At 60.0% G+C, this 13,023-nt stretch carries 12 protein-coding genes; 4 read left to right on the top strand and 8 right to left on the bottom strand.

The genetic code is table 11. The annotated features are described in order from the left end of the window. Positions 1-209: 209 nt before the first annotated feature. The 4 genes from RYA97_RS26285 to glnT all read right to left on the bottom strand — a co-directional run bounded on the left by RYA97_RS26285 (position 210) and on the right by glnT (position 4,625). The gene (locus RYA97_RS26285) at positions 210-1,550 is read right to left on the bottom strand and encodes an FMN-binding glutamate synthase family protein (protein ID WP_005744225.1); all 1,341 of its coding nucleotides are present in this window, start codon (positions 1,548-1,550) and stop codon (positions 210-212) included. Positions 1,551-1,565: 15 nt separating this feature from the next. Then, positions 1,566-2,249 (bottom strand): protein glxC, encoded by a 684-nt coding sequence (locus tag RYA97_RS26280; RefSeq protein WP_004665565.1) that lies wholly within the window; start codon positions 2,247-2,249, stop codon positions 1,566-1,568. After that, positions 2,246-3,166, bottom strand: a complete 921-nt coding sequence (locus RYA97_RS26275; RefSeq protein WP_004665566.1) for a class II glutamine amidotransferase — start codon at positions 3,164-3,166, stop codon at positions 2,246-2,248. The genes RYA97_RS26280 and RYA97_RS26275 overlap by 4 nt, the downstream gene beginning before the upstream one ends. A gap of 124 nt (positions 3,167-3,290) precedes the next feature. Further along, on the bottom strand, positions 3,291-4,625 hold the full coding sequence (glnT, locus tag RYA97_RS26270) for a type III glutamate--ammonia ligase (RefSeq protein ID WP_005744226.1): 1,335 nt from the start codon (positions 4,623-4,625) through the stop codon (positions 3,291-3,293). A 291-nt stretch (positions 4,626-4,916) separates the two neighbouring features. Here glnT and RYA97_RS26265 point away from each other — a divergent pair, with 291 nt between their 5' ends. Next, a complete protein-coding gene (locus RYA97_RS26265; protein WP_004665568.1) occupies positions 4,917-5,522 on the top strand; it encodes a helix-turn-helix domain-containing protein in 606 nt (201 codons plus the stop codon). A 48-nt stretch (positions 5,523-5,570) separates the two neighbouring features. Here RYA97_RS26265 and RYA97_RS26260 read toward each other — a convergent pair whose 3' ends face one another. The 4 genes from RYA97_RS26260 to RYA97_RS26245 all read right to left on the bottom strand — a co-directional run bounded on the left by RYA97_RS26260 (position 5,571) and on the right by RYA97_RS26245 (position 9,349). Next, positions 5,571-6,737, bottom strand: coding sequence for a DUF1624 domain-containing protein (locus tag RYA97_RS26260; RefSeq protein ID WP_005744228.1), 1,167 nt, complete (start codon positions 6,735-6,737; stop codon positions 5,571-5,573). Positions 6,738-6,788: 51 nt separating this feature from the next. Further along, complete coding sequence (locus RYA97_RS26255) at positions 6,789-7,349, bottom strand: carbonate dehydratase (RefSeq protein ID WP_005779671.1); 561 nt, start codon at positions 7,347-7,349, stop codon at positions 6,789-6,791. 11 nt (positions 7,350-7,360) lie between these two features. Continuing rightward, positions 7,361-8,266: a GTP cyclohydrolase FolE2 gene (folE2, locus tag RYA97_RS26250; protein ID WP_316893354.1), complete on the bottom strand. Its 906-nt coding sequence runs from the start codon at positions 8,264-8,266 to the stop codon at positions 7,361-7,363. 174 nt (positions 8,267-8,440) lie between these two features. Beyond that, the gene (locus tag RYA97_RS26245) at positions 8,441-9,349 is read right to left on the bottom strand and encodes a LysR substrate-binding domain-containing protein (protein WP_004667697.1); all 909 of its coding nucleotides are present in this window, start codon (positions 9,347-9,349) and stop codon (positions 8,441-8,443) included. 205 nt (positions 9,350-9,554) lie between these two features. Between RYA97_RS26245 and RYA97_RS26240 the strand changes: the two genes are divergently transcribed. From RYA97_RS26240 to RYA97_RS26230, 3 genes are all read left to right on the top strand, one after another. Next, positions 9,555-11,075 carry an ABC transporter substrate-binding protein gene (locus RYA97_RS26240; RefSeq protein WP_005779677.1) on the top strand — a complete coding sequence of 507 codons (1,521 nt, stop codon included), beginning with the start codon at positions 9,555-9,557 and terminating at the stop codon, positions 11,073-11,075. 102 nt (positions 11,076-11,177) lie between these two features. After that, on the top strand, positions 11,178-12,095 hold the full coding sequence (locus tag RYA97_RS26235; RefSeq protein WP_003348343.1) for an ABC transporter permease: 918 nt from the start codon (positions 11,178-11,180) through the stop codon (positions 12,093-12,095). Positions 12,096-12,103: 8 nt separating this feature from the next. Further along, entirely contained in the window at positions 12,104-13,012 is a 909-nt protein-coding gene (locus RYA97_RS26230) for an ABC transporter permease (protein ID WP_016981365.1), read from the top strand. Positions 13,013-13,023 lie beyond the last annotated feature (11 nt).

The following is a 13,023-nucleotide window of genomic DNA, read 5'->3' as shown; positions in this document are numbered from 1 at the left end:
CCTTCGCCCTGTCACTGATCCGGGGGTCGCCGCAACGGACCATCCATGGTCCGGTGCGGCTAGCCTGGCGTCCTGCCAGGCTACCCCCGGATCAGTGCCAGGACTCAGCCGTCACTAACGTCGCACTCTGCGTCGTCTGTGCCATCGTGATCGAAAAGCACGTTATGGCGTCAGTCGGTGCCATCGCGGTCGAAAAGCACGTTATGGCACTAGTAACCAGAACCCGAGCCAGGAATCCAAGATGTCCCGGCCAGGGGCACTCGGGCCATCGCCGCAGACTCGACGGTCAGCGCCACCAGGTCTTCCGGGTCGAGGTTGTGCAGGTGCGACTTGCCGCAGGCGCGGGCCATGGTCTGAGCCTCCAGCACCAGCACGCGCAGGTAGTTGGCCAGACGCCGACCGCCTTCGACCGGGTCGAGACGTTTGGACAGTTCCGGGTCCTGGGTGGTGATGCCCGCAGGGTCGCGGCCGTTCTGCCAGTCGTCGTAGTAACCCGCTGCCGAGCCAATCTTTCTCAGTTCTTCGTCGAGACGCGGATGATTGTCGCCCAGGGCTATCAAAGCGGCTGTACCAATTGCCACTGCATCAGCGCCCAGAGCCATGGCCTTGGCCACATCGGCGCCGTTGCGGATGCCGCCGGAGACGATCAACTGCACCTTGCGATGCATGCCCATCTCCTGCAGCGCCTGCACGGCTTGCGGGATGGCGGGCAGAATCGGAATGCCGACGTGTTCGATGAACACTTCCTGAGTGGCCGCAGTACCGCCCTGCATGCCGTCGAGCACAATAACGTCAGCACCAGCCTTCACTGCCAGCTTGACGTCGTAGTACGGGCGGCTGGCACCTATCTTCACGTAGATAGGCTTTTCCCAGTCGGTGATCTCGCGGATCTCGGCAATCTTGATTGCCAGATCGTCGGGGCCGGTCCAGTCCGGGTGTCGGCACGCAGAACGCTGATCGACGCCGACCGGCAAGGTGCGCATGCCAGCCACGCGCTCGGTCACTTTCATGCCCAGCAACATGCCGCCGCCACCGGGTTTGGCGCCCTGCCCCAGGACGATTTCGATGGCATCGGCCTTGCGCAGATCGTCGGGATTCATGCCGTAACGCGATGGCAGGTACTGGTAGACCAGATGCTGCGACTGACCGCGCTCTTCCGGAGTCATGCCGCCATCGCCGGTGGTGGTACTGGTGCCGGCAATGGTTGCGCCGCGGCCCAGCGCTTCCTTGGCGTTGGCCGACAATGCGCCGAAGCTCATGCCTGCAATGGTCACCGGAATTTTCAGGTACAGCGGCTTTTTGGCGAAACGATTACCCAGCACCACGTCGGTGCCGCACTTCTCGCGATAGCCTTCCAGCGGGTAGCGCGAGACGCTTGCGCCAAGCAGCAGCAGGTCGTCGAAGTGCGGCAGTTTGCGTTTTGTGCCGCCACCGCGAATGTCGTAGATGCCGGTTTCCGCAGCACGCTGGATTTCCTGAATGGTCAGGCGATCAAAGGTGGCCGACTCGCGCAGGACTGGAGCAGGTTTGTTGCTGATAGGGTCGCTCATGGTAATGCTCCTGAATCAGTACGCGGAGGCGTTATCGACTTTGAAGTTGTAAAGCTGCCGGGCCGAGCCATAGCGTTTGAAATCCGCGGCCTTCTCGTTGAAGCCCGCGCGATTGAGCAGCTCCTGCAACTCCTGCAGATGCTCTTCGCGCATCTCCTTGGCGATGCAGTCAGAGCCCAGCGACTCGACCTTGCCTTTGACGTAGATCCGCGTTTCGTACAACGAGTCGCCCAGCGCATCGCCCGCGTCGCCGCAGACCACCAGCCGACCGGCCTGGCCCATGAAGCAGCTCATGTGGCCGATGCTGCCGCCGACCACAATGTCGATGCCTTTCATGGAAATGCCACAGCGCGCTCCGGCATCGCCTTCAATCACCAGCAAACCGCCGTGCGCCGTGGCACCTGCCGCCTGCGAGGCGCTGCCCTTGACCCGGACTGCGCCGGACATCATGTTCTCGGCGCAACCAACACCGACATTGCCGTGCACGGTGATCGAAGCTTTCTGGTTCATACCCGCGCAGTAATAGCCGGCATGGCCCTGAATATCTATGGAGATGGCCTCGTTGACGCCGACCGCCAGGTTATGCGCGCCGTCAGGGTGGGTGACCAGCCATTCGCGCTCTTGCAATGCCTTGACCTGATCGTGCAGAGCCTGGTTGAGATCACGCACGGTGGCGCTGGAAAGATCGACGGTTTTCATGAGCGTGCTCCCTCGGCTGGCTCGCGTTCCCAGATGTACATAGTGGCCGGGACAGGTTCCCAGACCCTGGCGTTTTCGATACCCGGCAGGCTGGACAGCGCCTGGTATTCCGAGGCCATGGCGACGTAATCGTCGGTTTCGGCGAGAATGGCCGGTTTGCAGGCAATCGGATCGCGAATCACCGCAAAACCATTGCGCGTGCCGATGGCGAAGGTAAAAAAGCCATCGAGGTCCTCCAGCGATTTGTCGAGCGCCTGCTTGAGGCTGTCGCCCTGTTGCAGGCGCCAGGCCAGATAACCGGCGGCCACCTCGGTGTCGTTGTCGGTCTCGAAGTGAATGCCTTCACGGCGCAGGTTCTGGCGCAGGCGAAAGTGATTGGACAGCGAACCGTTGTGCACCAGACACAGGTCCGAACCCGTGGAAAACGGATGACTGCCTTCCATGGTCACCGCACTTTCAGTGGCCATGCGCGTATGGCCGATGATGTGGCTGCCCTTCATGGACGCCAGACCGAAGCGCTCGGAAATCTCCCTCGGCAACCCCATGCCCTTGAGGATCTCGATACTCTGTCCGGCGCTCATGATGCGCACGGTGGGCGCCAGCTGCGCCAGTGCAGCACGCACCGGGGCTTCTTCTGCCTGAATCTTCAATACCACGGCGCTGGCGTTCTGAAACCAGTCCAGTGGTGCATCCAGTCTGCTTTGCAGCGCTGCGATCAGCGCCTTGAAATCATACTGTTCGGTGGTGGCCTGCAAGGTCAGCTTGACCCAGCCCTGCGCCACTTCATCGCCATAAATGGCAAACCCGGCGCTGTCCGGCCCGCGGTCCGTCATAGCCTCGAGCATCGGTTCGAACAACCTGCCGAGTTGTGATTCCAGCGCCGGGTTCTTCAGATACAAACCAACGATTCCGCACATAAGCCTCACCTTGTTCGGAAGCGGCAAGCTTTTAGCTACAAGCTGCAAGCCAACCGCATAGACAGAAAAATTCAATACGCCGCAATCCAGCTTCTTATTGCAGCCTGAAGCTTGAAACGTGCAGCTAGAAAAACTCGATATAACGCTTCACTTCCCAGTCACTCACGTGGCGGCTGTACTCCACCCATTCCATGCGTTTGAGGCGGATGAACTCACCAACGATCTCGTTGCCCAGCACCTCGGCGAACAAAGGGTCGGCTTCGAGTGCATCGCAGGCTTCCTTGAGCGACTGCGGCAGGGTCTTGATGCCCCGTGCGGCGATTTCTTCCAGGCTCAATGTGTAAAGGTTCTCGTTACAGACGTGATCGATTTCCAGTTGCCGGTCGATGCCGTCCAGCCCTGCGGCGATGATCGCGGCGCTGACCAGATACGGGTTGCAACCGGCGTCCGGCAGGCGAAACTCCAGTCGGCCATAGGGCACCCGCACCATCGCCGAACGGTTGTTGGCGCCGAAGGCAATGAACGCTGGAGCCCAGGTCGCCCCCGACAGCGAGTTGCCGACCACCAGGCGTTTGTAGGAGTTGACCGTGGGTGCCGCGAAGGCACACAGCGCGGGGCCGTGAGCCAGCAGGCCAGCCGCAAAGTGATAGGCCATCTTCGACAGGCCCATGCCGCTGGGGTCGCTGGCGTCGTGAAACAGGTTCTTGCTGCTGGCACTGGCGATCGACAGGTGGAAGTGCATGCCGTTGCCCGCACGCTTCGGATCGGGTTTGGGCATGAACGAGCAGATCATGCCCATGTCGTTGGCGATCTCCCCGGCCGCCATGCGGAAGAAAGTGAAGCGGTCCGCCGACTCCATGGCCTCGCTGTAGGTGTAATTGATCTCGAACTGGCCGTTGGCGTCTTCGTGATCGATCTGATAAATGTCGAAGCCCACCGGCTGTAGCGCCTCGGTCAAGCGCTCGAGAAACTCACGTGAACGCGACAGCCCCTTGTAGTCATAGCAAGGCTTGTCGAGGTTATCGCTGGCATCGACCATTTGCAGGCTGCCCGCAGCATCGCGCTTGAACAGGCTGAACTCGGGCTCCAGCCCGGTATTGAGGGTCCAGCCACGCTGGCTGAGGCGTTCGACCTGCTGCTGCAACACATAACGGCTGTCATAGGGCCACGGCTTGCCATCCACATGACCGATGCACACCACCCGCCCATACCCCTGCTGCCAAGGCACCGGGGTCAGCGACGACAGGTCGCCCCTGGCCATGAAGTCCGGGCCGTGGGGTTCCATGCCCATGCCGCAGATAGCGAAACCGGCGAACCCGGCACCGTCCTCTGCAACCATTTCCAGGCCCGTCACAGGAACCGACTTGGTCTTGGCCGAACCATGAATATCCACGAACTGAGCCAGCACATACTTGATGCCGTGCTGTTCGATCAGGCGCTGTGTTTCGGGTGGCAACATGGGACGTGTCTCCTGGCATGGCAAAACGTTTCAGGGAAGGACCGTTGTTTCACTACCTGCCGAGAATATATTCTGATCAGGAAAGTTACTTTCCCTTTAGGAATGCAAAGCGCTTGCCAGTTTGGTATGCCAGCAAATCGAAGAGACGTGGAAGGGACAATTCAGCTGTTTATATGGGAAACTCGTTTTCTCTCCGGGAATAATTTGCAACTGAAGTACGCCGATGACAGCGGTGAAATGCACATTCCCAGTGCGAAATAAAAATTATTGAACGGAAACTGTGCGCAGCCGATGAATATGCCGACCGAACCGCATCCGAAATTGAAGCTTGAGCAATACCTGGGTATTCAGATCAAACGCCAGCGCCAGGCTCAGGAGCTGAAGCTTGCCGACGTAGCGCGCATTGCCGGTATCAGCCAGGGCATGCTGAGCAAGATCGAGAACGCACAGGTGTCGACCAGTCTCGACAACCTCAGCCGTCTTTGCGACGTGCTGGGCATGCCCATGTCCAAGCTGTTCAGCCAGTACGATCAGCAAGGCAGCAGTGCACTGCTGGTGAAAGCCGATGAAGGGCTTGAGGTGGTAAGGCGCGGCACCGAGAAAGGCCACACCTATCACTTGCTCAACCATACCCGTGGGCCGAAGAAGAGTTTCGAGGCGTACATGGTGACGATGGACGATGCCAGCGAGGAGTTTCCGACCTTCTCACACCCCGGCACCGAGTTTCTCCACCTGCTCGAAGGCGAGCTGATCTACCGCCACGGCAATCAGCTGTATCCGATGCAGGCCGGTGACAGCCTGACCTTCGACGGCGACATTCCCCACGGTCCCGAGCAACTGGTGCAGGTGCCGATCAAGCTGCTGTCGATCATGAACTATGGTGCGCAGGGCGATTGAGGTCAGACCGGCAGCGGCGCGCCTGATGGCGCGCCGTGCCTACGGTGGTTACAGGTATTTCAACCAGCTGATATCGCGACGACGCGCCTTCAGCTCAGCGAACCAGCGCACGGCCGGAAACAGCAGCACCGCCAGTACCACCGAGGTCAGCCAGACACCCCATATGTGGTCGAAACCAAAGTACTTGCCCTGGTTGGTTCCCCAGATCGCTACGGCAATCAGGTACAGAATCTTCAGGACGTACAGGTGCAGCAGGTAGAAAAACATCGGTGCCGAGCCGAGCACCACCAAGGGCCGCAACCAGCTTTTTTCCTGACTGCGTTCGAAGGCGATGAGAATCAGCAGGCCGATCCCCAGCGTCAGGCTGATGAACAGCAATGACGGTGGGTATTTGGTGATGTTGAAGAAGCTCATGACCGTTTGCACACCGGTCTCGCCAACGCTCCACGGTTTTTCACCGTAGCCGTTGATCATGCGCAGGACCACAAAGCCCGACAGCGCTCCCCCACCCCACATCCACAGGTTTGCACGTCGTTTCGCCGCATCGTAACTACCGGCAAACCAAGGGCCTGCGGCGTAGCCCAGCGCGATAATGCCAATCCACGGCAATAACGGGTAAGAGGTACGGAAACGCAGGTTATCGGAGACCTCGATCCAGCCCCGATCATGCAGAATCGCCCACGGAATGTGCATGGCCGACTCGACACCGAAGTGCAGTGAGTCCAGCAGGTTATGCCCGGCAATGATCACCACGCCAATGACCACCAGCGCCCAGCGCGGCAGATACACCATCAGCGACAGCGCAACCATGCTCAGGCCGATGGCCCAGATCACTTGCAGGTAGATGATGGTCGGCGGGAACTGGAAGGTCCAGGCGAAGCTCACCAGGGTGAACTCCAGGGCAATGAGGAACAGCCCGCGCTTGAGCAGAAACGCCGACACGTCAGTCTTGCCCTGATATTTCTCGCCATACAGATACGCCGAAAGCCCGGTCAGCAGAACAAACAGCGGCGCACATAAATGCGCCAGTGTGCGGCTGAAAAACAGGGCGGGCTCGGTGCTCGCGACCTCCATCGGGTCGAGGACCTGGCGGTGCAGGAAGAAGGTTTCCCGCACGTGGTCCAGCAGCATGAAGAGAATGATCAGCCCGCGCAGAGCATCGATAGAGCGCAGCCGTGATGCTGGCGCGCGGGTTGGTTGAACAACTGCTGTCATGAAAAATCCAGATCCGTAGCCGGAAGTGCAATGAGTCGATTGTGTTCTGTGTCAGAACTCGTTCTGAAGTGCCTTGTAGCCGCGCACCAGGTCAATGTTGGTGTGCGCCACGTCTTCGGAAAATTCCGAGGCCGAAATGCTCACCGGCGGGAATTGCGAAAGATCAGTATTAGGCCCGATCCGGGTGGTGGACGGCACGTAAAAATTCTCCGGCAAATCGCGACCGTCGACCACCGAGTTGTGTCTGACCACACTGCCGTTGCCGACCCGGCAGTTGAACAGCACGCTGTTGAAGCCGATGAAGACGCGGTCTCCGACCATGCAAGGTCCGTGCACGATGGAGCGGTGGGCAATCGAGGTGAACTCGCCGATGGTCACCGCAGCACCCGATTTGGAGTGAATCACCACGCCATCCTGAATATTGGAATTGGCGCCGATGACAATCGGCTCCATGTCCCCTGTAGCGTCGACTTCATCGGCGCGGATCACGGCATAGGGACCGACAAACACGTTGTCCTTGATGATCACCTTGCCGCAGATGATCGCGGTCTTATCGATGTAGGCGGATTCGGCGATGACAGGCAGATGGCCGGAAGGATTTTTACGGATCACGGTATGAAGCCTCAGGACAGGTAGTTGGAGGTCTGGGCGGCCGCATCGTGCGGATGCAGGCTTTCGAAGTGACGCACACTGACGCTGGAGGCTGCATAGCGGCCCTCCAGCGCTTGCTGGACCTTGCGCGCGGCGTCTTCGACGTACATCAGGTTCTGGCCGTTGAGCCGGGCGAATGCCTGCTCATCGGCACGCTTGACGGCGGTTTGTACCGGGGTGCCCAACGCCTGCTCGACCGCGTCGATCAGCGTCATCAGGCCCAGTTCGGTCGCCTGCTCTGCCACCCGCACCTGGACGGTAGCCACGCTGCGCTGGCTGTGCGGCGTGGCGAACGAGGCGTTCTCGCGCAGCCAGGTCGCAACCTGCATCGGGTCGACGAACGACTGCCTGCCAAAGCGTGCCGTAAAAGCCCCTTCCAGCAGTTGTCGAGACAGTGCAGCCGAGCACGGGCAGGTAGACGAATAAGTGATGTCGGCTGAAACGTCGAGGCACAAACGACCGGCGTGCCATGTGGCGTCAAGCTTCACCGGGTAGGATTTCCAGCCGCTGAGCCCTTCGGTAATCAACGCCGGGCGACGGCACAGCAGATTGAAGCTCAGGGTGAGCCGGGCGCGGCTGGAATGGCAGTCCAGGTGACTTTCGACCATGGCTTCCATCAGCGCACCCAGCGTATCGGGGCTCAGTATCTGGTACTCGGCATACCTGTCGAGGAGCCGGTAGAGCCGCGACATATGGATACCTTTGACACTCGGATCGGCCAGATCGACTTGCAGATCGACATGCGCATGGACCGGGTGCCGGACGCCCGCTTCGGCCAGCCTGACAGGCACTTCGACGCCCTGCATGCCGACCCAGTCAAGTGAAACCAGGGCCGAGGAAACTTCCGTCAGGGCAACGTCTGGGAGGGGGTTGTTCATGTGCGTCAGTCGTCTCTTTGGCGAACCTCGCCGAGGGGGCGAAGCCTGATGTTGGCGGTTCAAGGCCGCACAGCGTGCAGCCGCAAATTCGTTACACTATAACATCATGCTTATGGACTTCATCAACCAAACGCTACCAGCCCGTTACAGCGCACCACCGACGCCACCTGCGTGTCAGGTCTTTGCCAGCTCCTCGATCAGAAAATCCCGAAAGGCCGCAACCGCTGCGGGCAGGTTGCGGCCGGCCATGCTTTGCAGTTCGATACGACGCGCCTTCATGCCTTCGTCGCTGATCGGCAGCGACTTGAGCTGTTTTTCGTGTGCGCGCTTGTCCAGCGTCATCTCGCTGGACAGGCTGATACCGCCCTCCTCACGTACAAACCGCAGTAGCGCGCCAATGTAATTGCTGGTCAGCACCGGATCGAACAGCAGACCCTGCACCCCGCAACAGATGTCGAACAACTGGCGCAAGGTCGTGTCGGGATTGGTCAGGGCGATGGCATAGGGTTGCAGCTCGGCCAGCGAGACTTCGGTGCGTGAGGCCAGCGGATGGTTATGACTGACCACCGCGCAGATCGCGCCGCTGTGAATGTGCTCGACCTTGATCTCGTTCTGCGGTGTCAGGCTGAAGGTCAGACACAGGTCCGCATCCCCGGAGCGCACCCGCTCGGTGGCCTGCGCCGGAGCACAAACCTCCATCGAGAAATGGATACCCTGATACTGCCGCCGAAAACGCGCAATGCACTGCGGCAGAAAATCCAGGGCAAAGCCCTCCGAGCATGCGATGCGCACATGCCCACGCTGCAAGCCTTGCAGCTCGGTGATTTCCAGTACGACCTGCTCGGCTTCCAGCTGTGATTTGCGCGCATAGGCTGCCAAACGGATACCCGCCTCGCTAAGCATCATGCCGCGTGCCTGGCGCTCGAACAGCACGGCATCCAGCTCGCGCTCCAACTTGCTGATCTGCCGACTGACTGCCGAGGACGCGACATTGAGCCGTATCGACGCCTCGCTGATCGACCCGCAACGCGCCACTTCAAGGAAGTAGCGCAACGCGGTGGACTGTACGCCGTAGAGTTGCATCGCGGCTCCTGCGTTGCCTTTTCGGCAATGAAAGGTTCGAAATATTGTGCTTGTGGCATTGATACGCTTTGCCTAGAGTCATGTCGAGGCGCAACATCAATACAACCCAATCAAAAGAACACTGCAGCCTCGTTTCTCCCCTCTTCTCGCATTTGCGACCCCACTGCCCTTTGATACATCCACTTTGCCTTTTGGAGACGACGGCATGGGAATCAAGGGTTTCGCTCGCAGCATCGCGCTATTGAGCCTGTTCAGCAGTTTTTCCGCCCTGGCTGGCAAGGCCGACGACACACTGGTCTACGCCTCCGACAGCGAACCGGAGAACATCAGCCCCTATCACAACGACCTGCGCGAGGGCGTGATTCTCGGTCGCCTGATCTGGGACAACCTGGTCTATCGCAACCCGGACAATGGCGAGTACCAACCCATGCTCGCCACCAGCTGGAAGCAGGTCGACGACACCACCATCGATTTCCAGCTGCGCGAGGGCGTGAAGTTTCACAACGGCGATCCGTTCACGGCAGATGACGTGGTATTCACCCTCAATTACGTGGTATCGCCCGAATCCAAGGTGGTCACGGTACAAAACGTCGACTGGATCAAGAGTGCCGAAAAACTGGGTGACTACAGCGTACGCCTGCACCTGAAAAAGCCTTTCCCGCCTGCGCTGGAATACCTTTCCAACGCTGTGCCGATGTTCCCGAAAAAGTATTTCGAAGAGGTCGGGATGGCAGGCTTCAGCCGTAAACCAATTGGCACGGGGCCTTACAAGGTGACGGCCATTGCTACCGGTGAAGGCGTGAAGATGGACAAGAACCCAGATTACTTTCAGGGCAGCCCACAGGGCCAGCCGAAGATCGCTCACATCAATTTTCGCGTGATTGCCGATGCTGAAACACGTCTGGCCGAGCTGATGACCGGTGGCATCGACTGGACCTGGCGCGTAGCGCCGGATCAGGCCGAAAACCTCAAAGCCATGCCCAACCTGGTGGTCACCAGCGGCGCGACTATGCGTATCGGCTTTCTGATTCTGGATGCGCGCGGCACCTCCAGCGCCGACTCGCCGATGAAACACCTGAAAGTACGCCAGGCAATCAACTATGCGATCAACCGTGACGGTCTGGCCTCGCAACTGGTCGGTGGCGAAAGCAAACCATTGCAGGTCGCCTGCTACCCCGGTCAGTTCGGTTGCGACACCAGCGCAGCCACGGTCTACAACTATGACCCGGCCAAGGCCAAGGCGCTGCTCGCCGAAGCGGGTTACCCGAACGGCTTTGAAACCGAAATATTCGCCTACCGCGACCGCGACTACGTTGAAGCAATCATCGGCAACCTGCGTGCAGTCGGCATCAACGCCAAGCTGCGCTACCTCAAGTACGCGGCCCTGCGTGACCAGCAGCGTGGCGGCAAGGTGCCAATGTCTTTTCAGGCCTGGGGTTCGTTCTCGATTCTCGATACATCGGCCTCGGCCGGCACCTGGTTCAAGGGCAACCCGGACGACAACATCAAGGACCCGCAAGTCCAGGGCTGGCTGCAGACCGCCGACAATGCACTGGACCCGCAGGTGCGCAAGGACAATTACCGCAAGGCCTTGCAGCGCATCAGCGAACAGGCGTACTGGGCACCGTTGTTCAACTACTCGATGAACTACGCCTACGTCTCGGACCTGAACTTCAAGCCGTATCCGGACGAGCTGCCGCGCTTCGTACTGTCGAGCTGGAAATAGATCGTTAGTGAAGTTATTTGGCGAGACCTGCTGTGAGGTACGTGACGCGCCTTGCAGCATCGTCAGCCAACCCGTCATTCCCTGAACACAAGGTCACTTGCCATGTTCGGATTTCTCTTGCGCCGCCTGGGCATTGCCCTGTGCGTAGCGATCACCGTGTCGGTGATCAGCTTTTCCCTGCTGCACCTGTCCGGCGACCTGGCCACCGCCATCGGCGGGCCGGAAGCCAGCAGCGAGCAGATCGAACAGATCCGTGTGCAATACGGCCTCAACAAACCATTGGTGACCCAGTATTTCGAATGGTTGGCCGACGTGGTACGCCTGGATCTGGGTGACTCGTTCTTCTTTCAGGAATCGGTCTACAACCTGATCGCCTCGCGCCTGTCGATTACCCTCGGGCTGGGCGCAATGGCCCTGAGCATTGCGCTGCTGATTGCCATTCCGTTGGGCGTACTGGCCGCCGTGAAGCGCGACACGTGGATTGATCGCCTGGCGCTGAGCATCGCGGTACTGGGTCAGGCGATGCCGAGTTTCTGGTTTGCGCTGATGCTGATCGTGGTGTTCTCGGTCACCCTGAAATGGCTGCCGGTATCGGGCAACTCGACCTGGGCGCACTTCGTCATGCCTGCCATCGCGCTGGGTTATTACGCCACACCGGCGATCATGCGCCTGACTCGCGCCGGCATGCTCGACGTGCTCAATTCCGATTACATCCGCACAGCGCGTGCCAAGGGCCTGCGCCCCGCCACCGTGCTGTTCAAGCATGCGTTGCGCAACGCGTTGATCCCGGTGGTGGCACTGGCCGCCGTGGAGTTCGGCTTCATGCTTGGCGGCTCGGTGGTCATTGAAACAGTGTTCTCGCTGCAAGGCATCGGCCAACTGGCCTGGGATGCGATTGCCCGTGACGACTTCCCGGTGGTGCAGGCGGTCGTGCTGTTGATCGCGGTGATCTACATCGTCCTCACCCTGCTGGCCGACGTGCTCAACGCATTGCTCGACCCGCGCATTCGCGTGAAATAGGAGGCCACATGAGCACAACCACCTCATCGCCGCTGCTGATCAACGATTACCAGCCACCGGCGCGCAGTGTCTGGCGCACCCTGCGCAACAGCTTCGCGCACCGCGGTTTTGCCATCGGCGCGGTGTTGTTGCTGATCATCCTGTTCGGCGCACTGTTCGCCCCCTGGCTGGCCCCCTACGACCCTTACACGCAGGATGTAATGCTGCGCATGAAACCACCGGTATGGATGGCCAACGGCACCTGGGACTATGTGCTGGGCACCGACAAACTGGGCCGCGATTACTTGTCACGCCTGCTGTACGGCGCACGCATCTCGCTATTCATCGGTTTCTCGGCGGCGCTCATCTCTGGCGTCATCGGCACCATCATGGGCCTGCTGGCCGGCTACTTCGGCGGCAAGACCGACGCTGTGATCAGCTACCTGATCACCACGCGCCTGGCAATGCCAGTGGTGATGATCGCACTGGCCTCTGCATCGCTGATCGGTGGCTCGCTGAAAGTGGTGATCGTGCTGCTTGGCTGCCTGCTCTGGGACCGCTTTGCCGTGGTGGTCCGCGCTGCTGTGCAGCAGATCCGCGACGCTGAATACGTTGCCTCGGCCCAGGCGCTGGGCTGCTCGACGCTGCGCATTCTGGCCAGCGAAATTCTGCCTAATCTGGTCGGCGCACTGATCGTGGTTGCCACGCTGGAGATGGCCCACGCGATCCTTCTGGAATCGGCGCTGTCGTTCCTCGGGGTCGGCGTACAGCCACCGATTCCGTCCTGGGGCCTGATGATCGCCGAAGGCAAACCGTACATGTTCTTTTCCCCTTGGGTTATCGCGATTCCCGGCATCGCCCTGATGGTGCTGGTGCTGGGCATCAATCTGGTCGGTGACGGCCTGCGCGACCTGATCCTGCCCGACGGGCGCAACTGACAGAGGAGATA

This window comes from Pseudomonas syringae group sp. 26L6 (assembly GCF_032587815.1).
GTDB classification, from domain to species: domain Bacteria; phylum Pseudomonadota; class Gammaproteobacteria; order Pseudomonadales; family Pseudomonadaceae; genus Aquipseudomonas; species Aquipseudomonas amygdali.
The sequence above is the reverse complement of the archived record's forward strand: the minus strand, read 5'-3'. Positions and strand labels throughout refer to the sequence as shown.

Coding starts and splice junctions, on each gene's coding strand:
- glnT (WP_005744226.1), bottom strand. CDS start 4,625: ATGTTGCCACCCGAAACACAGCGCCTGATCGAACAGCACGGCATCAAG.
- RYA97_RS26230 (WP_016981365.1), top strand. CDS start 12,104: ATGAGCACAACCACCTCATCGCCGCTGCTGATCAACGATTACCAGCCA.
- RYA97_RS26235 (WP_003348343.1), top strand. CDS start 11,178: ATGTTCGGATTTCTCTTGCGCCGCCTGGGCATTGCCCTGTGCGTAGCG.
- RYA97_RS26245 (WP_004667697.1), bottom strand. CDS start 9,349: ATGCAACTCTACGGCGTACAGTCCACCGCGTTGCGCTACTTCCTTGAA.
- RYA97_RS26280 (WP_004665565.1), bottom strand. CDS start 2,249: ATGAAAACCGTCGATCTTTCCAGCGCCACCGTGCGTGATCTCAACCAG.
- folE2 (WP_316893354.1), bottom strand. CDS start 8,266: ATGAACAACCCCCTCCCAGACGTTGCCCTGACGGAAGTTTCCTCGGCC.
- RYA97_RS26265 (WP_004665568.1), top strand. CDS start 4,917: ATGAATATGCCGACCGAACCGCATCCGAAATTGAAGCTTGAGCAATAC.
- RYA97_RS26260 (WP_005744228.1), bottom strand. CDS start 6,737: ATGACAGCAGTTGTTCAACCAACCCGCGCGCCAGCATCACGGCTGCGC.
- RYA97_RS26285 (WP_005744225.1), bottom strand. CDS start 1,550: ATGAGCGACCCTATCAGCAACAAACCTGCTCCAGTCCTGCGCGAGTCG.
- RYA97_RS26240 (WP_005779677.1), top strand. CDS start 9,555: ATGGGAATCAAGGGTTTCGCTCGCAGCATCGCGCTATTGAGCCTGTTC.
- RYA97_RS26275 (WP_004665566.1), bottom strand. CDS start 3,166: ATGTGCGGAATCGTTGGTTTGTATCTGAAGAACCCGGCGCTGGAATCA.